The sequence below is a fragment of the Streptomyces sp. TSRI0281 genome, from assembly GCF_001905125.1.
Taxonomy (GTDB): Bacteria; Actinomycetota; Actinomycetes; order Streptomycetales; family Streptomycetaceae; genus Streptomyces.
Genome location: NZ_LWLE01000014.1, coordinates 16,582 through 39,918, shown reverse-complemented (window position 1 = coordinate 39,918; position 23,337 = coordinate 16,582). Strand labels below are relative to the sequence as shown.

Here is a 23,337-nt window from a genome sequence, read left to right as displayed (position 1 = left end):
CCCGGCCCCGCTTCTACATCGGTGTCGCGGCGTGCAGGACGAAGTACAACGTGATGGCCGAGTTGGCGGAGGACAGCGCCGAGACGGTGGTGCCCGCCGCCGCTCCCCAGGCCGCCAGCCCCACCGTGGTGAAGACGGACGGCCACACGCGCGCGGCGGGGGCCGGTCCGAGCAGGGCGGCCACCCGGCGCGGCACCGGTCCGGCCGCCGCGAAACCGGCGAGCGTGGCGACCGGCGCTCCGCGTGAGACCAGGGCGGTCTTGCCAATCGCGCGGGCCACGGTGCGCCGGCTGCCGATCGCCGCCGCCGCGTCCTCGTCCGCCCACCGTTCGGCGGTGTAGATCACGGCGGTACGCAGCGGCCGCAGGAACGGGTTGGCCCGCGCGGCCAGCTGCACGGCCAGCAGGAAGCGATGGTGGCGCCCGGTCAGATGGGCACGCTCGTGGGCGAACAGGGCCCGGCGCTCCGGGGCGTTCAGACCGGCCAGGATGCCGGTCGTCACGACGATCCGGTCGCGGCGCCCACCCGGCAGGGCGTACGCGTACGGCGTCTCGTCCGGCAGCACCGCCACCGGCCTGCTGGGCAGCCACGCCAAAGCCTGTCCGGCCCGGCGCCGCACCCGGTGATGCCGCCATGCCGTCCTCGCGCACGCGATGAGTACACAGAACAGGGCGGGGATCGCCACCTTGCCCGCCACCTCGTCGTACGGCAGGGCCTCGCGCACCTCCGGGTCCGACCAGGCGTCCGGCAACGGGTTGCCGGGCAGCTGCGCCGTACCGACGACCATCAGCAGCGCCAGGCACAGCGTGCTGCAGACCGCGAGCACGGCGGCGACCGCCGTCAGCAGCAGGGTGGCGGCGCGCGGGTGGAGGTGCTGCTCGGCCAGGCGCGCGATCGGCCATGCGCTTAAGGGCAGTACGAGCGGCAGGAAGACGAAGACCCCCATGACGTCAGTCTTCCGCGTCGTCGGTCGTCTGGGCGAGCAGGCCGCGCAGCAACTGTTCGTCGCCGGGGGACAGGGCGGTGACGAAGCTGGCGAGGACGGCCTCGCGGTCCGACTCCCCGTCCAGCACCTTGCGCATCCGCAGGGCGGCGAGCCCCGCCTCGTCGGCGGCCGGGGTCCAGGCGAAGGACCGGCCGGTCCGCTCGCGGGCGACCGCGCCCTTGGCGTGCAGGCGCGTGAGGATGGTGATCACGGTGGTGTACGCGAGGTCTCCGACCAGCCGCTCCTGCACCCAGGCGGCGTTCACCGCGCCCGGTGCCTGGCGCAGCGCGGCCAGGACCAGTGCTTCCAGCTCTCCCTGACCCCGGCGGCGGTGATGCCGGCCGATACCGTCCTGGCGCTGTTCCGTCATGCCGTCTCCCGCCCGCCTCGTGGCCTCGCCTGCCGCCGCGGGGCGGTTCATCGTACTGACTGATGGCCCGGCCCTTCGCCTCCGTTCGGCCGTCGTCGGTGCGGATGCCCTGCCACAGGGCCCGGGGGAGCGGCCGGCAGCGTTCCGTATCGGGCCCCCCAATGGTTTCTACAGTGCTGTAGATTTTGGGATGTCACTGGGAACCGGGTAACGGACCCGGCTCCTTCGCACGGGATACACGCGGGATAGGGGTACGACATGGGTGTCAGCCTGGCCAAGGGCGGCAACGTCTCGCTCAGCAAAGAGGCTCCGGGCCTGACCGCCGTACTGGTCGGTCTGGGCTGGGACGTCCGTACGACCACCGGCACCGACTACGACCTCGACGCCAGCGCCCTGCTCGTCGACGAAGCCGGGAAGGTCCTCTCCGACCAGCACTTCGTCTTCTTCAACAACCTCAAGAGCCCCGACGGCTCGGTCGAGCACACCGGCGACAACCTGACCGGTGAGGGCGAGGGCGACGACGAGGTCATCAAGGTCGACCTGGCCGCCGTCCCCGCCGAGGTGTCGAAGATCGTCTTCCCGGTCTCCATCCATGACGCCGAGAGCCGCGGCCACAGCTTCGGCCAGGTACGGAACGCCTTCATCCGGGTGGTCAACCAGGCGGGCGGCGCGGAGCTCGCCCGCTACGACCTGTCCGAGGACGCCGCCACCGAGACCGCCATGGTCTTCGGCGAGCTCTACCGCAACGGTGCCGAGTGGAAGTTCCGCGCCGTCGGCCAGGGTTACGCGAGCGGGCTGGCCGGTATCGCCAAGGACTTCGGCGTCAACATCTGACCCGCACGGCGGCACCGCGCACGGCGGCACCGCTGCCACCGCCGTACCGCCGCCACCGCGGCACCGCCGTCACTGTCACACCGCCGCACGCACGGGGCACGGAACACGTTCCGCGCCCCGTGCGGTATGCCCCGCCCCGTGCTCCTCGTCCTTCACGGCCACTTCAAGAAAGCGGATTCCAGTGCTCGGACTCAGCGAACTCGCCATCCTCCTGATCGTCGTTGTCGTCTTCCTCGGCGCCAAGAAGCTCCCGGACCTGGCCCGTAACGCGGGAAAGGCGGCGCGCATCCTCAAGAGCGAGACCAAAGCGATGAAGTCCGAGGCGAAGACGTCCGGGACTTCCGCGGCCGACCCGCGATCGCCGTCCCCCCATGTCATCCGGGTGCGGCCCGGGGACACCACCGTGCGGCCGGGCGGCGGCACGGACGGCCCGCCCGCCCGGAACTGAACCCGCACCCGCGCACTCGCGCACCCACGCCCTCTGCCCACCCGACCGAACGAAGAGGCGGCACATGTCCGTAAACCTGACCAAGGGCCAGCAGATCAGCCTCAGCAAGTCCGACGGCGGCGCGCTGAGCGTCGTACGGATGGGGCTCGGCTGGAAGTCCGCGCCGCGCAAGGGGTTCCTCGCCAGGCTCACCGCCCGTGAGATCGACCTGGACGCCTCCGCGGTGCTCTTCGCCGACAAGCAGCCGGTGGATGTCGTCTTCTTCCAGCACCTGGTGAGCGACGACGGTTCCGTACGCCACACCGGCGACAACCGGGTCGGCGGAGCGGGCCAGGGCGGTGACGACGAGTCGATCGTCGTGGACCTGCAACGCGTCCCCGTCCACATCGACCAGATCGTCTTTACGGTGAACTCCTTCACCGGCCAGACCTTCGAAGAGGTCGACAACGCGTTCTGCCGCCTCCTCGACGAGAGCAACGGCCAGGAACTGGCCCGCTACACGCTCACCGGGGGCGGGCGTCACACCGCTCAGATCATGGCCAAGGTGCGGCGCAGCGGCACGGGTTGGGAGATGGCGGCCATCGGGAGCCCGGCCGACGGACGCACCTTCCAGGACCTCATGCCGGCCATCACCCCGCATCTGTAGCGGTCCACCGCACCTGTACCGGCACTCCGATCCGCTGGTCAGGTGTCCGTAGCTGTTCCTGTTTGTCTTTTTGCGGACAGCAAATTGATACGTAGTGTTGTGTTTTGACCCGAAGCAAGAAGCGAACTGTGTGGGGAAGCGGTGTCCTTCGAACAGGAAGGGGCCGCGCACAAGAACGAGGCGGCCATGCGCCTCAACGGGACCGGCGGTGGGCAGGGCGGCGGGGACGCCGATCTGAAGACGAACAACACCGGCAAGGCCGCCGCGGTGAGCGCGCTGACCAACCAGATACAGCCCGGCGCGGGGAAGACGCCCGCCTTGGCGACCATGTCCGTGACGGCCTTGCACAGCGTGACGAACTGGGTGTGCGCGTCCCTCAGCAGGGAGGCGACGGCCTTCGACTCGGCGGAGCGGGCCCAGGCCGCCGACGGGCTGGGCCGGGCTCCCGACAGCCCCGGGCACGGCACCGAGAACTGGGACGTTCCCGCCCGCAGGACGGCCACCGGGCTCGGCGCCTTCAACGCGATCGGCGCCGACATCATTCTCGATGAGCGCGACGACCGGAAGGCGTGGGCCGACGACGTGGCCCGCTACAGCTACCACCTCGGCGGTACGCCCCTGACGATGATCCCCGGGGTCGGTGACACCGTGCAGCGCATGCTCGACGCCGCCACGTACGAATGGTCCAAGGACATCAAACCGCGCCGCCGACCCGAAGCTCCAGCGGGCCGCGCTGAAGACCTTCGCCACGAACTCGGCCCGGCGTCACGGCTGTCCGGCTCCGGTGTCCCCGGCGGCGGAGTAGGGGCGGGGCGGTTCCGGTGTCTCCGGCCTCGGAGTGGGGGAGCGGGGGCGGTCCCGGTGTTCCGGTTGCGGAGTAGAGGGCAGGGGCGGTCCCGGGTGTCCCCGGCCGCCGAGCGGGGGCGGCGGCGGTCCCGTCAGGCCGGGGAGCGGGGCCTGCGGCGGTCCCGTCAGGCCGGGGCCGCCACCCGGTTGCGGAGCGTCCCGATGCCGTCGACCTCCACCTCCACCACATCGCCGGGGCGCAGGAAGCGTTCGGAGAACACCCCGGCGCCGCTCGGCGATCCGGTGCAGATCACATCGCCCGGTTCGAGGGTCTGATAGCGGGAGAGGTACGAGATCAGCTCGGGCAGGCCGTGGATGAAGCTGCTCGTCCGGTCGTCCTGGCGCGGCTCGCCGTTGACCCGGGTGCGCAGCCGCAGGTCGAGCGGCTCCTCGAACTCCTCCTCGGTCACCAGACAGGGGCCGAGGGGCTTGAAGGTGTCGAAGCTCTTGGCGACGCCGATGGAGGCGGTCGGGTCCCCGGTCATCGCGCGGCTCTGGATGTCGCGGGCCGACACGTCGTTGGCGGCCGTCAGACCGGCGAGATGGTCCCTGGCGTCGGCGGGGGAGACGGCCGTGGCGGTGCGGCCGATGACCGCGGCCACCTCGCCCTCGTAGTCGACCCGGGTGGCCGCGACCGCCGGAAGCGTGATGTCCTCGCCGTGCGCGATCACGGCGGAACCTGCCACGACCTGGAAGTTCGGCTCCTCGGGGAGGGCGATGCTCCCCATCCCCATGGCGGCCATTCTCTCCAGCGCCTCCGCCGCGTGGCTGCGGTAGTTGAGGCCGACGATGAGGACCTTTCCCGGCCGGCGTACCGGCGCGTGCACCCGTACGCGGCCGAGCGGGACGCGGCGGGTGACCGGCGCCGCCCTCGCCGCCTCGGTGCCGGGGCCCCGCAGGAGCGCGTCCAGGTCGGCGAAGGGCAGGCCGAGCAGTGCCAGCTCGCCGGGCCTGTCCTCCCTGGCGATGCCCAGATCGGTGCTGTACAGACGCATCACGAACCCCTTTGTCCGGTCGGCCGACTCTCTTGTTTCACAGTCAAGAGTCTTCTTGTTCCAGAGTCAAGGGGAGGGGGGTGCTCGTCGAGAGGTGTTCACGTACCGCGTCGGGGGGTGTGCGTGTGCGGCGTCGGGAGGTGTTCACGTACCGCGTCGGGAGGCGTTCATGTGCCGCGGCCGGGGGGCCGCCGCCTTCGGCATAGGCTCCGTGTCATGCCACGTAACCGACAGCAGATCCCCAAGGCCGAGCGCGAGGCCGCCATGGTCGAGCACGCGTGGGAGCTCTTCGCGGCCAAGGGGTACAAGGCGACCAGCGTGGCCGAGGTCGGCCGCGCCGCCGGGGTGGCCGCCAACGCCGTGCGCTGGTACTTCCCGACCAAGGACGATCTGTTCGCGGCGGCGATCGACCGTTTCTTCGCGCAGGAGCGGGCGCGCGTCGAGTCGGACCCCGGGATCGCCGGGGATCCGCAGCGCGAACTGGTCGCCCTCCTGTCCGGCATGGAGCCCTACCGGGGGCTGCACCGGGAGGCGTACGAGCGGATCGTCGAGTCGAAGGCCCTCGGCGAGACGTACACCCGGATTCAGGAGTGGCTGGAGGAGCGCCTGCTCGCGGCCATCGCGACCCGGCTGCCCGCCGGTGCCGATGTCGGGCTCGTCGCGGACACCGCGCATGTGCTCTTCGAAGGTCTGCTGGTCAGTGTGCGCAGGAGTGACCGCGCGACCGGCGAACTCGTCGAGCTGCTGACCGACGCGCTGGTGGCGGCCGCCGCCGCGCGCTGAGGCGCCTTCGCGCCGACCGTGGAGTCCTTCCCGTATGCCGTGAGCGCCGTGGGCGACCGGCGGATCACTCCTGTCCCCTTGCGCTGCGGGTGACCGGCGGATCACCCCTGCCCCGATCGTGCTGCCGACGGCTGGCGGCTCACGCCTGCCCGATCGCGCTGCGGGCGGCCGGTGGATCACCCCTGCCCCGACTCGGCGCGCCCACTTCCGTACCCCGCCCCGCACTCCCCGCGCCCCACGCCCCGCCCCACGCCCCTTCCCCCTCTGCCCCGCCCCGCGCCCCTTACCTCCCACTCCGCCTCATCGCGGCCCCTTCTCTTGACTCCCGTACAAGAGCGTCTCTATGCTCCTCTTGTGCGGCAGCCAAGAAGGCTGTTCTGCCCTCGATGAGGAGGTTGCTCTCATGGCTTCTCCAGGCAAACTCGCCCACATCGTTCTCAAGACCGGTCAGCTGACGGCGATGACCGAGTGGTACACAGGAGTTCTCGAAGGCCGCGTCACGTTCGCCAATGACTTCATCGCCTTTCTGACCTACGACGACGAGCACCACCGGGTCGCGCTCGTGGGCACCGGTGCCTCCGAGCACCCCGGCGAGGCGCACACCGGTCTGCACCACGCGGCCTTCACGTACGACACGCTGGCGGACCTGCTGGGCACCTACGGCCGGCTGAAGGCGGACGGGGTCCATCCGTTCTGGTGCATCAACCACGGGCCGACCACGTCGATGTACTTCGCCGACCCCGACGGCAACCACATCGAGCTCCAGATCGACAACTTCGCCACGGAGGCGGAGCTGCACGAGTGGTTCCGTTCCGGAGCCTTCGCGGCCAATCCGATCGGGGTCGAATTCGACCCCGACGAACTGGTCCGCCGGTTCGCGTCGGGTGAGCCCTTCGCGGAACTGGTCAAGCAGTCATGACCGTGACCGACACCCCCGTCGTCATCGTCGGCGCGGGCCCCGTGGGGCTGGCCACCGCTCTGGTGCTGGGCCGGCACGGCGTTCCCAGCGTGGTCTGCGAGCGGTACTCCGGCGTCAACCCGCACCCGCGGGCCCACGTCGTCAACACCCGGTCCATGGAACTCCTGCGGAGCTGGGGCCTCACCGAAGCGGTGCTGGGGGACGCGGTCGACCCCGAGTGGACCCTCAACATCCGCTGGAAGCAGACCCTTTCCGGGCCCGAGCTCGGCCGGATCAACTTGGCCGAGGGGCCCGCCGAAGACCTCCGGCGCCGCGTGGAGGCATCCCCCGAGATGCTCACCTCGTGCGCCCAGGACCGTGTGCAGCAGCACCTGCTCGACGCGGTCCTCGCCCAGGGCATGGCCACGCTCCGCTACGACACCACCGTCCTCGACGTGGCCGACCGGGGCGGAAGCGTCGAGGTGTCCGTGGAGAGCGGGCAGCGGAGGGAGACGATCCGGGGGCGTTACGCGGTCGCGGCGGACGGGGCGACCGGCGTGATCCGCGACGGGTTCGGGATCGGGTTCGAAGGGTCCCCGGTGCTGGGCCACCAGCTCAACATCTACTTCCACGCCGACCTGTCCCCCTGGACGAGCCGCGATCCCGCTCTGCTCATCTGGGCGATCAACACGGTCTCGCCCGGTGTCTTCATCGGGATGGACGGAGACCGCCGGTGGACCTTCCAGCGGAGCTTCGACCCGGCCACCGAGTCACCGGCCGACTATCCGCCCGAACGGTGCGCGCAGATCATCCGCGACGCGGTCGGCGTGGACGAACTCGACGTACGGATACGGGCCGTGGGGCCGTGGATCATGGCGGCGCGGACCGCGGAACGCTACCGGAGCGGCAGCGTCTTCCTGGTGGGTGACGCCGCGCACCAGTTCCCCCCGACGGGCGGACTGGGCATGAACACCGGTCTCGCCGACGCGGACAACCTCGCGTGGAAGCTCGCCGCGGTGATCAACGGGTGGGCGCCCGAAACCCTGCTCGACAGTTACGAGGGCGAGCGCCGCCCGGTCGCCGTGGACAACGCCCGCCACAGCGTGCTCAACGCGCTCAAGATGGCGGACGCGGGCATCGGACCGGACACCGGGAACATCGCCGCACGCCTCGAAAGCCCGGACCCGGCGGTGGCGGCGGAGGAACGCGGGCGCCTCGCCGCGGCCATCCCCAGCCAGCGACCGCACTTCGACGCGCTCAACCAGGAGATCGGCTACGTCTACGGGCCCGGTCGGCACGCGGACGGAGCGACGGGCGCCCCGCTGTCGGCGACCGACTTCCGCCCGTCCGCGGTGCGCGGCGCCCGGCTGCCGCACGCCTGGGTCGTACGGGACGGCGTCCGGGTGTCGACCCTGGACCTGCTGATCCCCGGCTTCACGCTGATCACCGGCCCCGAGGGCGCGGCCCGGGCCGACACGTTCGCGACGGTCGCCGAGAGCGTGCCGTCGCACACCGTCGTGCTCGGCCGGGACGTCATCGGCGACGACGGAGTCTGCCCGGCGCAGCTCGGCATCCCGGCGGACGGAGCCGTCCTCGTCCGGCCCGACGGCCACATCGCGTGGAGCAGCGCCGAGGGGACCGGCTCGACCCTCGAAGCGGCGCTGTACGAGGCGCTGACCGCGGGGCGCTGACTGCGGGGCGCCCACCGCAGGTCACTGATTCGGGGCGCGAAGCCGCCCGGCCCGCAAGCCCGGCCGAACAGCGGCACAGCCGTAACGCGGAGGGAAACGCACATGGATCACACGGATCACACGGATCACACGGATCACCTGGACCGCACGGACCGCACGGACCGCACGGACCGCACGGACCGCACGGACCGCACGGACCACCTGGACCGCATGGACCGCACGGACCACCGGGCCGGCCGTGACACGCAGAAGGCGGCGCGCCCGACGCTTCAGGACCGGTACGTGCGTGAGGAGGGCAGCCTCCACCTCACGGGTATCCAGGCGCTCGCCCGGCTGACCCTGGACCTGCGCCGGGCGGACCTGCGGGCCGGACGGCGTACCGCCGGGTTCGTGTCCGGCTACGAGGGCTCGCCCCTGGCGGGCTACGACATGGAGCTGGAGCGCTGCCGGGACCTGCTCGACGAGTACGGCATCGTCTTCCGCCCCGGCGTCAACGAGGAACTGGCGGCCACGGCGGTCCAGGGGACCCAGCTCGCCGCCATGCAGCCGGACAAGCGCGTCGATGGCATCACGGGCATCTGGTACGGCAAGTCGCCGGGTCTGGACCGTGCGTCGGACGCTCTGCGGCACAACAACCTGATGGGGACGCATCCCGACGGCGGCGCGCTCGCCCTGGTCGGCGACGACCCCGGCGCGAAGTCCTCGACGGTGCCCGGCGCCTCCGAACTGCTCCTGGCCGACCTCGGGATCCCCACCCTGTACCCGGCCGACCCGCAGGAGGCGCTCGACTTCGGCCTCCACGGCGTGGCCATGTCGCGGGCCAGCGGGCTGTGGGTCGCGCTGAAGATCGTGACCGCTGTCGCCGACGGTTCCGGCACGGTCGACGTGACGGCGGGACGCGTCTCGCCGGTCGTGCCGGATCCCGACATCGACGGCACCCCGTTCCGGCACGGTGTGGCCGCCCGGATGGTGCAGCCGGCACTCGGCGAACTGGAACGGAGCAGGGACGGCGCCCGGCTGGAGATCGCCCGGCGCTACGCCGCCGCCAACGGCCTCGACCGGATCACCCGCACGGGGCCGGACGACCACGTCGGGATCATCGCCCCCGGCAAGACGTACCTCGACCTCCGGCAGGCGTTGCGCGGTCTCGGTCTCGACGACTCCGCACTCGCGGAACGCGGCATCCGCCTGCTGCACCTCGGCATGATCCATCCCCTCGAACCGTCGGTGGTCGAACGGTTCGCGGCAGGACTGGCCCACATCGTCGTGGTGGAGGAGAAGCGCCCGCTGATCGAGACCGCCGTCAAGGACCTCCTGTACGGCTCCGAGGCCATGCCTACGGTCTCCGGCAAGCGCGCCCCGGACGGCAGCGCGATGTTCCCGGCCGACGGAGAACTCGACCCGGACACGATCGCCGCACGGCTCGCCCCCGCACTGGCGGCCCTCGGCGTCCGGCTCGTCGGAGTCCCGCCCCAGGGCACGCAGCCCATCGGGACCAAGGGCACGCGCACGCTTCTGCCGCTGCTGACCCGTACCCCGTACTTCTGTTCCGGCTGCCCCCACAACGTATCGACCAAGGCTCCCCAGGGGTCGACCGTCGGTGCCGGGATCGGCTGCCATGCCATGGTCACGCTCATGGACCCGGCGCAGGCCGGAGACGTGATCGGTATGACGCAGATGGGCGGCGAGGGCGCCCAGTGGATCGGCATGGAACCGTTCCTCGACCGGAACCACCTGATCCAGAACCTTGGCGACGGTACCTTCCACCACTCCGGAAGCCTCGCCGTCCGGGCGGCGATCGCGGCCGGGGTGAACGTCACGTACAAGCTGCTGTACAACTCGGCGGTCGCGATGACCGGTGGGCAGCGCCCGGCCGGTGTGATGCCGGTGCCCGCCATCGCCGGGGCGCTCCTCGCCGAGGGGGTCGCCCGGATCATCATCACCACCGAGGACGTGAAGCGGTACCGGAAGGTGAAGCTCCCCAAGGGCGTACGGGTCTGGCACCGCGACCGGCTGCCCGAGGCGCAGGAGACCCTCGCCGCGATCCCCGGCGTCACCCTGCTCATCCACGACCAGGAGTGCGCCACCGAACTCCGCCGCCGACGCAAGCGCGGGCTCGCCCCCGACCCCGTGGAACGGGTCGTGATCAACGAGCGGGTGTGCGAGGGGTGCGGCGACTGCGGCAAGAAGTCCAACTGCCTGTCGGTCCAGCCCGTGGAGACGGAGTTCGGCCGCAAGACCCGGATCGACCAGTCCTCGTGCAACAAGGACTACTCGTGCCTGGCCGGTGACTGCCCCTCCTTCCTCACGGTCGTCCCGGCGAAGGGGAAGGCCGGTGCGGCTCGGAAGGCTGGTGCGGCCCGGAAGGCCGGTGTGGCCCCGACCGCCCGGACCGCCCCGATGCCGGACGTCACCGCGCTGCCGGATCCGTCGTACCGGCCCGCCGCTTCGCACACCACGCGGATCACCGGAGTGGGCGGTTCCGGCGTCGTGACCCTCGCGCAGATCCTGAGCACGGCCGCCATGCTCGCCGGGCAGCACGTCCGGGCCCTGGACCAGACGGGGCTCGCGCAGAAGGGCGGCGCGGTCGTCTCCGACATCAAGATCACCGCTGAGCCCACGCAGCAGGCCGGCAAGGCGGCCGAGGGGGAGTGCGACCTCTACCTCGGCTGCGACCTGCTCGTCGCCGCGGACCCCGGACACCTCGCGGCGGCGGCACCCGCCCGTACGGTGGCGGTCGTCTCCACGGCGGAGGTCCCGACCGGGCAGATGGTGATCGACCCGGAGGCGTCGTTCCCCGACGCCGGACCGATCAGGGACCGTATCGGCGCGGCCGTCCGCACGGCCGTGTTCCTCGACGCCCGGCACCTGGCCAACACCCTGCTGGGAGCGGACCAGTACGCCAACCTGCTGCTCACCGGCGCGGCCCACCAGTCCGGCGCGCTGCCCCTGCCCGCAGAGGCCGTCGAGGAGGCGATCACCCTCAACGGGGTGAAGGTCGAGGACAACCTCAAGGCGTTCCGCTACGGCCGCCTCGCCGTCGCGGACCCCGACGGCTTCGCCGCGATCCTCGCCGGGGCGGAAGGCCCGAAGGCCCCCCGGCGTACCGTGCCCGCCGCCGCACCCGGACTGATCGCAGAGGTCGGCGCGGCACCGGGCTCGGAGCTCGCCCGGCTCCTCGACGTCCGGGTGCCCGACCTCATCGCGTACCAGAACACCGCCTACGCCACGCGCTACGCACGCTTCGTCGCACGCGTGCGGCGGGCCGAGGACGAACGGGTCCCCGGCTCGACGGAACTGACCGAGGCCGTGGCCCGGCACCTGTACAAACTGATGGCGTACAAGGACGAGTACGAGGTGGCGCGGCTCTCGCTGGACCCCGATGTGGAGCAGGACGTGAAGGCCCGCTTCGGCGCGGGCGCACGGGTGTCCTACCGGCTCCACCCGCCCGCGCTCCGGGCACTCGGAATGGACCGCAAGATCGTGCTCGGCCCGTGGTTCACACCGGCCTTCCGGCTCCTCGCCGCGCTGCGCCATGTCAGGGGCACCCGGTTCGACCTGTTCGGCGCGGCCTCCGTACGCCGCACGGAGCGGGCGCTGATCACCGAGTACGAGGCCATGATCACGGAAATCTGCGGCACGCTGAGCCCGGCCGCTCTCCCGTCGGCCGTGGACATCGCGTCGCTCCCCGACGCGGTGCGCGGATACGAGGACATCAAGATGGCGTCGGTCGCCGAGTACCGCACGCGGGCGGCCGAACTCATGGGCCGCTACGCCGGACCGGACTTCGCCGCCGCCCACGGGGGCACGCCGAAGTCGTAGGGCCCGAGGGCCAAGGGCTCGGGGGGCTCCGGGGACTCAGGGGGCTCGGGGGGCTCGGGGCTCAGGCTTCTGAAGCCCCGAGCCTTCTGAAGCCCCGGGGTCCCGCGGCGGTGGCCCCGCTGCTCAACCGGCCGGTGCGATGTTCTGGTTGGCGTGGAAGAGGTTGTGCGGGTCGTACGTCTGCTTGACGGCGGCCAGCCGGTCGTAGTGGCCGCGATAGGTGGCCCGGACACGTTCCTGACTCTCGCCCGCGCCGATGAAGTTCACGTACCCGCCGCCCATGGAGTGCGGGTGCAGTTCCTCCCAGTAGTCCACCGCCCACTGCCGGATCGCCGCAGCGTTGGCCGGGTCGGGGTCGATGCCGCCGATGACCCCGGACCAGACGGCGTCCCGGTAGGCCCACGCGGTGTCGTCCGGGTCCACCCGGCCGGCCGCCGCGTCGACCGGGTAGAGGTGCATGGTCGTCAGGTCGCTGGGGAGGCGGCCGGCGTACTTGGCGTGCACATCGATCGCGCCGTCGGTGATCCGGTCGAAGAAGTCCCCGCGCCAGTACCACTGGAGGCCCTTCGGGATCAGCTCGTCGAACATGGTCTGGAGCACCGGGTAGGGCATCGGCGTCGTGAAGTGGAAGGCGGGCGGCCCGGGTTCGTTCACGGCGGCCAGCGCCTCGTCCAGACCGGCGGGGTCGCCGGTCGAGCACCAGACCACACCGCACATCGGCTGCCCGTGGATCTCCTCCGGGAACGGCGGGCCGGGCGGGACGGTCAGCACGGCGAAGAACCCGTTCAGCTCGTCGGGCGCCAGGGGCAGGAACTCGCGGTACCACTGGAGGACGTCACGCATGAGGTCCAGCGGCCACAAAGTGATCGCGACCCCCACGGTGTCCACCGGATGCAACCGGAAGCCGAACGACGTGACGATGCCGAAGTTCCCGCCGCCGCCGCGCAGCGCCCAGAACAGGTCGGCGTTCTCGGATGCGCTCGCGGTGACGAAGCTGCCGTCGGCGAGGACCACGTCGGCGGAGACCAGATTGTCCACCGTCAGCCCGTACGCGCGGGTGAGGTGGCCGTGCCCGCCGCCGAGCGTGAGGCCGCCGACGCCGGTGGTCGACATGATGCCGGCCGGGGTGGCCAGCCCGAAGGCGTGGGCGGCGTGGTCGAGGTCGCCGAGCTGCGCGCCGCCGCCGGCCTCCGCCGTCCTCGCGGCAGGGTCGACGCGTACGCCGCGCATCGGCGACAGGTCGATCGTGACCCCGTCGTCCACCAGGCACAGGCCCGCGCCGCTGTGCCCGCCGCCGCGCACGGCCGCTTCGAGGCCGTGTTCCCGTACGAAATCGACGGCGGCCATCACATCGCCCGCGTCGGAACACCGCACGACGGCTGCCGGACGGCGGTCGATCATGGCGTTGTAGACCGTGCGGGCCTGCTCGTACTCCGGGTCCTGCGGGCCGATCACCGGCCCACGCAGCGTGGTTCTCATCGCTTCGAGCGTGGCGGCGTCCATGACTTTCTCCTCGGTGACGCGCGGACCGCGGCGCGCACCCGGCTGCTTCCCCCTGCCGCGGTGCCGGTGATCGGTCTGTTCGTACGCCGGCGCTCCGGCACCCCGAGAGCCGGCGGCGTCGTCGGACACCGCAGGGCTGATACATCACGTACGTCAAGCCTCTCGCCGGTCGGCGGCGCCCGCAATTCGTCCGGTGCCGGCAATTCGTCCGGTGCGGCCTTCCGTCCGGTGCCCCGTCTTCCGTCCGGTGCGCCGCGAGCCGCCGTCAGCCGGGGCGGGGGCCCTCGACGATGCCCGCGAACCCGTCGAGCAGCGGCCCGAGCCCGAACTCGAACAGGACGTCCAGGTCCAGGTCGTAACCGTCGGCGAGGGCGGCGGTGACCTTGGCGAACACGGGGTAGCCGGCCGATCCGGCGATCGCGCGAAGGGATTCCACCTGGTCGGCCATCCATTCGTCCTCGGTGAGTCCGGTGGCGGCCTCGGCCTGGGCCTCCTGCTCCAGGCTGACGGCCAGGCCCTGGACATAGCTGTAGAGCAGGACATGGACGTCCATCATGGTGGCCGGCTCCAGCCCGTGACCGTCCAGCGCGCCGAGCGCGCACTCCGCGTGCACCATCAGGTTGGGCAGCACCAACGGGCGCGACAGCGGCGCGAGTTGGGCGAGCCACGGATGCCTGCGGTACACCTTCCAGAGGGTCCGGGCGCACAGTTCGAGGCGGGCGCGCCAGCCTTCGGGGGGCGTGGCGGGGTACGTCTCCTCGCCGAAGGCCGCGTCGGCCATCAGCAGGATCAGGTCGTCCTTGCTCTTCACGTACCGGTACGGGGACATCGCGGCGACCCCGAGCCGGGCGGCGACCCCGCGCATGGACAGGCCGGACAGCCCTTCGGCGTCGGCGATGTGCATCGCGGCACGGACGATGCGGTCGCGCGTCAGGTCGGGGTCGTGGTCGTGGTCGGGGGCGGCGGAGGAGGAGGGTACCGGCGAAGGGGAGAGCGGTGCGGGAGGCGCGGAAGCCGCGGTCGGTGTACGCGTGGCGACCACCGTGCCGATCCGGGGGCGGGTCTCCACGTACCCCTCCAGGCGCAGGGTGGTCAGCACCTTGGTCGCGGTGGCCAGGGCGACACCCCAGTCCTTGACGATCTGCCGGGTCGAGGGCACCCGGTCGCCGGGGGCCAGCTCGCCGGAGGCGATGCGGCGGCGGATCTCGCCGACGATGCGCCGGTAGGGGGGTTCGGGTGTCGCGGCCATGCCCTGCTCCTTCTTCTTTCTCTCCGGTTTCTCTCCGGTTTTTTCTCTCCGGATCGCTCTGCGGATTTCTTTTTCTTTTGAAGCTGTACTAGTGCAGAGGCTACCAGGAGTGCGGTCGGGAAATCGGGCTCTGTCCTAGTTCAGATACGGGAAAAGTGCACTTGGCGGACGTGCGCGTACGTCGTACATTCAGCACGCGTACACCGTACTGGGCGGGCTTGAACAGCTCCGGCAGCTCAAGCCACCCGAAGGAATCGAAGGGGTTTCGCCATGAGGAAAGTGCTCATATCCGGCAGCGGTGTCGGCGGCTCGGCGCTGGCGTGCCTGCTGCGCGACCGGGGCTTCGCCGTCACCGTCGTGGAGCGCGCCCCCGCCCCGCGCAGGGGCGGGCAGGCCATCGACATCCGTGGCGTCGCGCTCGGCGTCGTCGAGCGGCTGGGTCTGTTGGAGCAGGCGCGAAGCGCCCGTACCCGGATGCGGGGCATGTCCGTTCTCGACGGGGACGGCAACGAGCTCCACCGCTCCACCGAGGCCACCCTCAGCAGTGGCCGGTTCGACAGCGGTGACATCGAGGTGCTCCGCGACGACTTCGTGCCGATGCTGCACGAACGCCTCGGCGGCGGAGCGGAGTTCTTCCACGGGGACCGCATCACTGCCCTGGAGGAGGGCGGGGACGGCGTGCGCGTCACCTTCGAGCGCGGTGCTCCGCGCACCTTCGACCTGGTGGTGGGTGCCGACGGGCTGCACTCGGGGGTGCGGCGGCTGGTCTTCGGCGCCGAGGAGGAGTTCGTCCGTCACCTGGACATGCACATCGCCATCTTCAGCGTGGAGAACTTCCTGGACCTCGACAACTGGCAGGTGTGGCACCGGGAGGGCCCGGCCGGCTACGGCATCTACCCGGTGCGCGACAACACCGAGCTGCGGGTCACGTTCGGCTTCGAGGGCGGGCCGCTCGGACCCGGCGCCCGGACCCGGGAGCAGTACCGGGCGCTGGTCGCCGAGCGGATGGCGCCCCTGCGCTGGGAGAACGCCCGCCTGCTCAAGGCGATGTGGGACGCGCCCGACTTCTACGCCGATGCGGTGGCCCAGGTCCACATGGACAGCTGGTCGCGGGGGAGGGCGGTGCTGCTGGGCGACGCGGGGTACTGCGCGTCCGTGCTCTCCGGGCAGGGGACCAGCCTCGCTCTGGTGGGAGCGCAGGTGCTGGCGGACGAACTGGCGCGGGCCGGTGACGACCATGCCGCCGCGTTCGCCCGGTACGCGGAGCGGATGCGTCCGTTCGTCGCGGTCAACCAGGCCCTGGTGACGGAGAACGGCGGCGGCGAGGCCGGCCCCGAGTCCTGGGAGGCGGTCGACCGGGCCAAGAACGCGATCTCGCTGGACGCCTGACGCCTCGCCTCATGGGTGCCTTCACGGGGGCCTTCACGGGGGGAGGCGGGCTGCCCGGCGGTGGCGTCGGGCGCGTGGTCAAGAGCGCGCCCAGCATGCCGTACAGTTGTGTTTACGACGCGGGGTGGAGCAGCTCGGTAGCTCGCTGGGCTCATAACCCAGAGGTCGCAGGTTCAAATCCTGTCCCCGCTACTGAAGGCCCAGGCCCGGAACGCACACAGCGTTCCGGGCCTGAGTCGTTTCCGGGCCCCGGCAGGCCGTGGGCCCGCCGGGGCCCGCCGCATCCGCCGCGCTTGACCTTGACGCAGCGTAAAGATCTAGCGTTTCCGGCATGGAGTGGTCCATCCAGGAAATCGCCAGAAGGGCCGGCACCACGAGCCGCACGCTCAGGCACTACGGAGACTTCGGTCTTCTCGCGCCGATCCGGGTCGGGAGCAACGGCTACCGCTACTACGACCAGGACGCCCTCGTCCGGCTCCAGCGCATTCTGCTGCTGCGGGAGCTGGGGCTGGGCCTGCCCGCCATCAAGGACGTACTGGAGGGGCAGCGGGACACGGCCGGGGCTCTGCGGGCACACCTGCGGCTGCTGGAGCGGGAACGCGAGCGCATCGGGCGGCAGATCGCCTCGGTGCGGACCACTCTTCACAAGACGGAGGAGGGGACGGCACTCATGGCCGAGGAAGTGTTCGACGGCTTCGACCACACCGCCCACGAGCAGGAGGTGACCGAGCGCTGGGGCCGCGACGCGTATGAGAGGGGCGACCGCTGGTGGCGTTCGCTCGGTCCGGCGGAGAGACGGGACCACATCGCCTCGCACGAGGCCATCGCCGCGGACTACGGGCAGGCCCGGAAGGACGGCCTGGCCGCGGGCGACGGGGCCGTGCAGGACATCGCGCGCCGGCACTGCGCCTGGCTTTCGGTGACGACGGCGCCGACCCGGTCCTATGTGACCGGGCTCGGCGAGATGTATGTTGCCGATCCGCGCTTCGCGAAGAACTACGATCAGCACGGGGACGGCACCGCCGCCTTCGTACGGGATGCACTGACGATCTACGCGGAACACCGGCTCTCCGACTGACCTCCGGAAGGCCGGGCCTGCCGCACGCTCCCCCCTTTGGCCGATGAGGAGTCGCCGCACGGCGCGGCTCCGGCAAGCCTGGACGGGGCGCGGTACCGTCCGCAGCCGTGGGCGGACCGGGCAGGAGTGCACACGTGGGGAAGCGGGACAGACGGCGTGGGGGACCTGCCGGGCTGCCCCGCGCCTGGAGCCGAAGGGTTCCGGGTCTTCCGGCGCGCGGCCTGGGAGGTTCCGCCTTCGGTTTCCCGGCGCGTGGCGGCGGGGGGCGCCCAGGAGGCCGCGGCGCCCGGCGGTTCGTGCGTGCGCTGCCCGCCCTGATGATCGGCGGCGGACTGCTCTTCGACATCGGGACCCCGCCCACCTTCACCGCCGTACCGCTGTTCGTGGCGGCACCGCTGATGGCCGCACCGTTCTTCTCGCTGGCCAGCACCGTCCGTACCGGAGTGGCGGCGGTCCTGGCCGTCGTCGGGCTGCACGCGTACGCCGGGACGCTGACCCGGGCCGTCCCGGTCACCGAGCTGGCCACCGTGCTCACCGCCTCGGTCCTCGCCCTGGTCATCAACGGCGTCGTGCGGCGCGGCAACGAGCAGCTGGCCTCGGCGCGGTTCATCGCGGCGACGGCCATGCGGGCCGTGCTGCCGACCCCGGACGACCGCATCGGCGGGCTGCATGTCGCCGCGCGGTACGAGGCGGCGCAGGCGGACGAGTTCGTCGGCGGTGACCTGTTCGCCGTCGCGGACACCCCGTACGGGGTACGTCTGGTGGTCGGCGACGTACGGGGCAAGGGGCTGGACGCGGTCGAGGCGGTGGCGGTGATCATCGGGGCGTTCCGGGAGGCCGCCGAGCAGGAGCGTTCGCTGGAGGGGGTCGCGCAGCGGCTGGAACGGGCGCTGGCGCGGGAGGGGACGCGGCGCGGCGGGCTGGACGCGATGGAGGGGTTCATCACGGCCGTGCTCGCGGAGATCCCGCCCGGTTCGACGAACCTGCGCATCGTCAACCGCGGGCACCCCGAGCCGATTCTGCTCCACTCCGACGGGGCGGTGGAGGTGCTGGCTCCGGCCGTGCCGGCGCTGCCGCTCGGCATGAACCTGGGTGTGTGGCCCGACCGGGCCGATGAGTGGGCGCTGCCCGCCGGGGCGACGCTGCTGGTGTTCACGGACGGCCTCTCCGAGGCCCGGGACCCGTCCGGGGCCTTCTACGACCCGGCGACGCGGCTGCGGGGCCGGATCTTCCCGGGTCCCGAGGAACTGCTCTCCGCGCTCACCGACGACGTACGGCTGCACACCGGTGGCCGGTCCACTGACGACATGGCACTTCTCGCGGTGGGGCGGCCGGCCGAGGGACAGCCCGAGCGCCGGACGACGGTGAAGATCGTGGGCCGCGGCGGCGGATGAGCCGGGGGGCGATACCACCGTACGTGACTGAAGGACGCCGCTCCGCATAACATTTGACGCAACGTCAGAAACTGGGTAATGGTCAAGCTCGATTCAACTCGCCCGATTCCGCCCCTTTGTACCCGTTAAGTCCAGGCCAAAGTCATGAACGATCAGTGGGAAGAGCTTGGAATAGGGCCCATCAGTCTATTAACGTTCGATAACGCAGCGCGGTCGTCCCAGTCGTCGCAAGAGGCGGCACCGTGCGCGAGCGCCGAATCCCGCAAGGGAACCGGGGAACCACCTACATGGGGTGAATCGGACACCTGTGTCTCGTGAGAGGCAGAGGAGCCCGTAGGAGACCTTCCTGCTCCGAACCCGTCAGCTAACCCGGTAGGCGAGAAGGAAGGAAAGGAGTGCGCCCACGTGGCGTCCAACAAGCCTGCCCCCGAGGCCCCGTCACCCTTCGCCACCGACAACTTCGGTGACGCGGACAGGACCTGGGAGGAATGGAATCCCACCGAGGAGTCCATCCGGCCCGTACGCGGCAGGCACCGCGTAGCCAAGCAGCGGGGACTCGCCCGTAGCTCCACCGTCCTCGGCGTCGGTGTCATCGCGGCCGTCGGCGCGGGCGGCATGGCCACCGCGCAGAGCAAGCCGCCGGTCTCCATCTCCCTTCCTGACTCCCTCGCGGACAACCTCCCCGATGCCAAGTCCCTTCCCGGCGTCGGCGCTTTCATGTCCGACGACGCGGACAAGACCCCGGTCTCGGCGGCTCCGCTCACCTCCGCGGGCATCACCAGCGCCGAAGCCGAACAGGGCACGACCGACGCCGGTGAGGCGCTCCGCGCCCGCATCCTCCAGCAGGCCGAGCAGCAGCAGGCCAACGCCGACGCCGAGGTCAGGGCCGCGGAGGAGAAGGCGGCGGCCGAGAAGGCCGCGGCCGACGCCAAGAAGCAGCAGGACAAGGCCGAGGCCAAGATCGCCGCCGAGAAGAAGAAGGCGGAAGAGGCGGCGAAGAAGAAGAAGGAGGCCGAGCGCCTCGCCAAGCTCGCCGCCAGCTACGCGCTGCCGACCTCCTCGTACAGCATCAGCTCGACCTACGGCCAGTCCGGCCCGATGTGGTCCTCGGGCCACCACACCGGCCTCGACTTCGCGGCGCCGACCGGCACCCCGGTCAAGGCCGTGCACAGCGGCACGGTGAAGTCGGCCGGCTATTCCGGTTCGTACGGCTACCGCACTGTCCTCGAACTCGATGACGGCACGGAGATCTGGTACTGCCACCAGTCCACGATGAATGTCACGGCCGGCCAGAAGGTCTCCACCGGCGACACCATCGGGCGCGTCGGTGCCACCGGCAATGTGACCGGTGCCCACCTCCACCTGGAGGTCCACACCGGGGGCGGCGCGGGCATCGACCCGATGAGCTGGCTGCGCAGCAAGGGGCTCACGGTCTGAGCCCCCGCGCCCGCCCCGCGGGCGCACCCGAACCCCGGCAGCCCTGACGCACACCCCCCGACGTCAGGGCTGCCGGTCCGCTGTCCGCAGGAGAACAGCGCGTGGCGTCCGCCGTACGGGTGATGGGGGCACAACGCCCGGGGCCCCGCCTCCGCAGACGGATGACGGCGGAGTTGATGACGGCGGACCGATGACGGCGGACGGCGGACGGCACCGGCGCAGAGGCTCCCGCCCACGCGGAATAGTCCTCTCCGGTGCTCTCGTTGAACCCATCATGACTTCTGCGAATTCTCTGCGCCCGCTCGGCTCCTCCGGCCTCCAGGTCTTCCCCCTCGCCCTCGGCGGCAACGTCTTCGGCTGGACAGCGGACGAGGCACAGTCCTTCGCCGTCCTGGACGCGTACACCGCGGCGGGCGGCAACTTCATCGACACCGCCGACGCCTACTCCTCCTGGGTCCCGGGCAACGAGGGCGGCGAGTCCGAGACCGTCATCGGCAAGTGGCTCGCCTCGCGCGCCGACCGGTCCGACATCGTCGTCGCCACCAAGGTCGGCGCCCACCCCTCGTACAAGGGGCTCTCCGCCGTCACCATCAAGTCCGCCGCCGAGGAGTCGCTGCGGCGGCTCGGCACGGACCACATCGACCTGTACTACACGCACTTCGACGACGAGACCGTCCCGGTCGAGGAGATCATCACCGCCCTCGACCAGCTGGTGAAGGACGGCAAGGTGCGCGAGATCGCCGCCTCCAACATCAGCCCGGAGCGGCTCCAGGCATCCCTGGACTTCTCCGAGCGCGAGAACCTGGCCCGCTACGTCGCCCTCCAGCCGCACTACAACCTGGTCTCCCGCGACACCTATGAGGGCGCCCTCCAGGACACCGCCGCCCGCGCCGGGCTCGCCGCCGTCCCGTACTTCGCCCTGGCCTCGGGCTTCCTCACCGGCAAGTACCGTCCGGGCACCTCGGTCGACAGCGCGCGCGCCGAGAAGGCGGCCCAGCACCTGGAGTCCGAGCAGGGCCGCAAGGTGCTGGTCGCCCTGGACCGGATCGCCCAGGAGCGCGAGGCCGAGATCGCCACGGTCGCCCTGGCCTGGCTGGCCTCCCGGCCGACCGTCGTCGCGCCGATCGCCTCGGCCCGTACGGTCGAGCAGCTGCCCGCGCTGGTCGCGGTCGCCGAGCTGCGCCTGACGGACCAGGAACTCGCGGAGCTCACCGAGGCATCCGCCTGATCCACCCCCTGATCCACCCGCCCGGACAGCGGGCGCCGGGCTACTGCGGAGGACGCAGGTAGGGGTTGTGGCCGCCGTACTGGGGGTGCGGCGCGCCGTGCGGCTCCGTCCCGCGCTGCTGAGGCATCGGGAACGTCTGCGGCACCGGCCCGTACGGATACGGCTGCCGCGGTGCCGCGCCGTGGGGATACGGCTGCGGGGCAGGGCCCGCGTTCGGGTACCCGGAGGGGTACGTCTGCGTCCCCGGGCCCCCGTACGCGTACGTCTGCGTCTGGGTCTGCGGTGCCCCGTACGCGTACGGGGGCCGTTGCGGGAACGGCCCGCCGTACGGCGGGACCGGGGGGCGGAGGTGTGCGCGCAGCCGGCCCGTGGCGTGGGCCGCGTACGTCAGCGCCGGGCCCGCGATGTCCCTGCGCTGCCAGAGGTGATGCAGCAGCTCCCGTTCCCGCGCGGCGAAGTCCGGGCCCGCCGTGTCGCGGCGGGCCCGTCGGCGCAGTACGGCCAGGGACGTCGCGAACGACTCGTACTCGGCGACCGCCCGTGCCGCCGCCCTGCCGCGGTTCCGGTCCGGGTGGCCGTGCCAGTGGCGGGCCAGATCACGGGCCATGCCACGCGCCCGCATCGAGGAGAGCGCGAGCGGCTCGGCGGGGGTCAGCCAGCCCGCCGCCGCGTACGCGGGCAGCTCGGCGGAGAGCATACGCAGCTCCCGCTGGCGCGAGAACACCGCCAGCCAGGTCACCAGCCCGAACGCCGGGACCATGAAGACCCCGTACACCGCGTAGAAGCCGTACGGGCCGAAGGCCGACGAACCGTTCCACAGGGCGTGCAGGCCCATCGCGAGGACCAGGCCCAGTACCGGCAGCGCGATCCGGCGGACCCGGTGGCGCCGCGCGCCGACCGCGGCGAACCCGAAGCCGATGCCGGTGAGCACCGTGAACAGCGGGTGCGCGAACGGCGACATCACGATCCGTACGAAGAACGTCCCGGCGGTCACCGAGGCGAACCCGGTCATCCCCAGCTGCTGGTCCTCACCGAAGGCGTTGCCCAGATAGAGGATGTTCTCGGTGAAGGCGAAGCCGGTCGCGGTGAATCCGGCGACCACGATGCCGTCGACGATGCCGCTGAACTCCCGTCTCCGGAACAGGAAGATCAGCAGGACCGCGGCCGCCTTGGCGCTCTCCTCGACGACCGGGGCGATCACCGTGGCACCCAGGGTGTCGGCGCTCGCCGGGTCGGCGGTGGCCGTGGCGATCCAGCGGGTCGCGAACGAGTTGGCGATGATCGCGACGAGTGCGGCGGCGCACGCGCCCCAGGCGAAGGAGAACAGCAGATTCCGCCAGGGGCCCGGTTCGACCCGGTCCAGCCAGCGGAAGGCCGCCATCAGCAGCGGCACGGGCAGCACGGCCAGCCCGAGCCCGACCAGGAACCCCTCCGTGCCGGTCTGCTCACGGACCAGGGACAGGATCACCAGCCCGCACAGCGCGAGCGCGACGATCACCGCACCTGCGCGGAAGGCCTTGCTGCGCCACACCATGCCGACGCGGCGCGGCCGGTATCGCCAGCCACGCTCCGGCACGGCGCCCAGGATCTCGCCGAGCTGACGCTCCTGGAGAACCGGGACGGCCGGCTGCGGCTGCTGATGCTGCACGGACCCGTCGGACACCCCATGACCCTAACGAGCGGGACCGACACCTGACCACGGGCGCCGGGGGACACGGCCGGTTCGCAACGGTCCCCGGCC

The 23,337-nt window shown here is 71.5% G+C and carries 18 protein-coding genes, 1 tRNA gene and 1 riboswitch; of the genes, 13 read left to right on the top strand and 6 right to left on the bottom strand.

Features of this window, described 5'->3' with window-relative positions; genetic code table 11:
* Positions 1-13 precede the first annotated feature (13 nt).
* Entirely contained in the window at positions 14-946 is a 933-nt protein-coding gene (locus A6A29_RS21430; RefSeq protein WP_073722044.1) for a M56 family metallopeptidase, read from the bottom strand.
* Positions 947-950: 4 nt separating this feature from the next.
* Entirely contained in the window at positions 951-1,355 is a 405-nt protein-coding gene (locus A6A29_RS21425) for a BlaI/MecI/CopY family transcriptional regulator (protein WP_073722043.1), read from the bottom strand.
* A 258-nt stretch (positions 1,356-1,613) separates the two neighbouring features.
* Here A6A29_RS21425 and A6A29_RS21420 point away from each other — a divergent pair, with 258 nt between their 5' ends.
* From A6A29_RS21420 to A6A29_RS21410, 3 genes are all read left to right on the top strand, one after another.
* Positions 1,614-2,189, top strand: a complete 576-nt coding sequence (locus A6A29_RS21420) for a TerD family protein (protein WP_073722042.1) — start codon at positions 1,614-1,616, stop codon at positions 2,187-2,189.
* Between the two features lie 181 nt (positions 2,190-2,370).
* Positions 2,371-2,637, top strand: coding sequence for a twin-arginine translocase TatA/TatE family subunit (locus A6A29_RS21415; RefSeq protein ID WP_073722041.1), 267 nt, complete (start codon positions 2,371-2,373; stop codon positions 2,635-2,637).
* Positions 2,638-2,701: 64 nt separating this feature from the next.
* Entirely contained in the window at positions 2,702-3,283 is a 582-nt protein-coding gene (locus tag A6A29_RS21410; protein WP_073722040.1) for a TerD family protein, read from the top strand.
* 971 nt (positions 3,284-4,254) lie between these two features.
* Here the strand turns inward: A6A29_RS21410 and A6A29_RS21405 are convergent.
* Positions 4,255-5,124 (bottom strand): fumarylacetoacetate hydrolase family protein, encoded by an 870-nt coding sequence (locus tag A6A29_RS21405; RefSeq protein ID WP_073722039.1) that lies wholly within the window; start codon positions 5,122-5,124, stop codon positions 4,255-4,257.
* A 216-nt stretch (positions 5,125-5,340) separates the two neighbouring features.
* Here A6A29_RS21405 and A6A29_RS21400 point away from each other — a divergent pair, with 216 nt between their 5' ends.
* The 4 genes from A6A29_RS21400 to A6A29_RS21385 all read left to right on the top strand — a co-directional run bounded on the left by A6A29_RS21400 (position 5,341) and on the right by A6A29_RS21385 (position 12,318).
* Positions 5,341-5,907, top strand: a complete 567-nt coding sequence (locus A6A29_RS21400; RefSeq protein WP_079182928.1) for a TetR/AcrR family transcriptional regulator — start codon at positions 5,341-5,343, stop codon at positions 5,905-5,907.
* A 403-nt stretch (positions 5,908-6,310) separates the two neighbouring features.
* A complete protein-coding gene (locus A6A29_RS21395; RefSeq protein ID WP_073722037.1) occupies positions 6,311-6,826 on the top strand; it encodes a VOC family protein in 516 nt (171 codons plus the stop codon).
* A 2-nt stretch (positions 6,827-6,828) separates the two neighbouring features.
* The gene (locus A6A29_RS21390; protein ID WP_158074433.1) at positions 6,829-8,496 is read left to right on the top strand and encodes an FAD-dependent monooxygenase; all 1,668 of its coding nucleotides are present in this window, start codon (positions 6,829-6,831) and stop codon (positions 8,494-8,496) included.
* Positions 8,497-8,598: 102 nt separating this feature from the next.
* Complete coding sequence (locus A6A29_RS21385; protein ID WP_241838591.1) at positions 8,599-12,318, top strand: indolepyruvate ferredoxin oxidoreductase family protein; 3,720 nt, start codon at positions 8,599-8,601, stop codon at positions 12,316-12,318.
* 123 nt (positions 12,319-12,441) lie between these two features.
* On the opposite strand, the gene A6A29_RS21380 is transcribed toward A6A29_RS21385, so the two are convergent.
* Together A6A29_RS21380 and A6A29_RS21375 are read right to left on the bottom strand one after the other, a co-directional pair.
* Entirely contained in the window at positions 12,442-13,821 is a 1,380-nt protein-coding gene (locus tag A6A29_RS21380) for an FAD-binding oxidoreductase (protein ID WP_073722144.1), read from the bottom strand.
* A gap of 265 nt (positions 13,822-14,086) precedes the next feature.
* Positions 14,087-15,070, bottom strand: a complete 984-nt coding sequence (locus A6A29_RS21375) for a TetR/AcrR family transcriptional regulator C-terminal domain-containing protein (protein WP_073722035.1) — start codon at positions 15,068-15,070, stop codon at positions 14,087-14,089.
* A 270-nt stretch (positions 15,071-15,340) separates the two neighbouring features.
* Here A6A29_RS21375 and A6A29_RS21370 point away from each other — a divergent pair, with 270 nt between their 5' ends.
* The 6 genes from A6A29_RS21370 (at position 15,341) to A6A29_RS21345 (ending at position 21,596) form a co-directional block, all read left to right on the top strand.
* Complete coding sequence (locus A6A29_RS21370) at positions 15,341-16,459, top strand: FAD-dependent monooxygenase (protein ID WP_073722034.1); 1,119 nt, start codon at positions 15,341-15,343, stop codon at positions 16,457-16,459.
* 118 nt (positions 16,460-16,577) lie between these two features.
* Positions 16,578-16,651 (top strand) — tRNA-Met (locus tag A6A29_RS21365).
* 139 nt (positions 16,652-16,790) lie between these two features.
* The gene (locus tag A6A29_RS21360; RefSeq protein ID WP_073722033.1) at positions 16,791-17,537 is read left to right on the top strand and encodes a MerR family transcriptional regulator; all 747 of its coding nucleotides are present in this window, start codon (positions 16,791-16,793) and stop codon (positions 17,535-17,537) included.
* A gap of 134 nt (positions 17,538-17,671) precedes the next feature.
* Positions 17,672-18,931: a PP2C family protein-serine/threonine phosphatase gene (locus tag A6A29_RS21355; RefSeq protein WP_385731172.1), complete on the top strand. Its 1,260-nt coding sequence runs from the start codon at positions 17,672-17,674 to the stop codon at positions 18,929-18,931.
* 241 nt (positions 18,932-19,172) lie between these two features.
* Positions 19,173-19,325, top strand: a riboswitch (cyclic di-AMP (ydaO/yuaA leader).
* 11 nt (positions 19,326-19,336) lie between these two features.
* Positions 19,337-20,368, top strand: a complete 1,032-nt coding sequence (locus A6A29_RS21350) for a M23 family metallopeptidase (RefSeq protein WP_073722032.1) — start codon at positions 19,337-19,339, stop codon at positions 20,366-20,368.
* A gap of 274 nt (positions 20,369-20,642) precedes the next feature.
* The gene (locus A6A29_RS21345; protein WP_073722031.1) at positions 20,643-21,596 is read left to right on the top strand and encodes an aldo/keto reductase; all 954 of its coding nucleotides are present in this window, start codon (positions 20,643-20,645) and stop codon (positions 21,594-21,596) included.
* Positions 21,597-21,636: 40 nt separating this feature from the next.
* On the opposite strand, the gene A6A29_RS21340 is transcribed toward A6A29_RS21345, so the two are convergent.
* Positions 21,637-23,259, bottom strand: a complete 1,623-nt coding sequence (locus A6A29_RS21340) for a PrsW family intramembrane metalloprotease (protein ID WP_079182927.1) — start codon at positions 23,257-23,259, stop codon at positions 21,637-21,639.
* Positions 23,260-23,337: the final 78 nt, after the last annotated feature.